The organism is Acinetobacter sp. NIPH1876 (assembly GCF_022808535.1).
GTDB lineage: Bacteria > Pseudomonadota > Gammaproteobacteria > Pseudomonadales > Moraxellaceae > Acinetobacter > Acinetobacter higginsii.
The window spans coordinates 1-514 of record NZ_JALGBR010000051.1 but is presented as its reverse complement, the minus strand read 5'-3'; the positions used below and the strand labels follow the sequence as shown (position 1 = coordinate 514).

At 37.2% G+C, this 514-nt stretch carries 1 tRNA gene; it reads left to right on the top strand.

Annotation, left to right across the window (positions count from 1 at the left end):
* Positions 1-6 precede the first annotated feature (6 nt).
* A tRNA-Ala gene (locus MN869_RS20350) sits at positions 7-82 on the top strand.
* Positions 83-514: the final 432 nt, after the last annotated feature.

Here is a 514-nt window from a genome sequence, read left to right as displayed (position 1 = left end):
TAAGCTGGGGACTTAGCTTAGTTGGTAGAGCGCCTGCTTTGCACGCAGGAGGTCAGGAGTTCGACTCTCCTAGTCTCCACCATACATTACGAAGTAATGTAGAAACTAAAGTTAAATTCCAAGATAGCTTATAGAATTTAGTAAGTAGATAGCTTATTAAGTTCTGTGATTTATCACAGTTTACTACGCGCCGACGAGGTGGTAGTTAATCATTAACAGATTAGAAAATTGAGTCTGAAATAAATTGTTCAAACTCGATTAATTTGAAACTAACGGTAATACGTAAGTATTTCAGTTGGATGAAGAATTAATCTGAGAACTAGCAAAAACACTGAATCAAGCGTTTTGGTATATGAATTAGATTGAAGCTGTATAGTGATTAAATTCACAGACAACAGATAGTAGCAATTAAGTTTGCAACGCTAACACTCACTTGTATGTGTTAACGACTGTTTGGGGTTGTATAGTCAAGTAATTAAGTGCATGTGGTGGATGCCTTGGCAGTCAGAGGCGA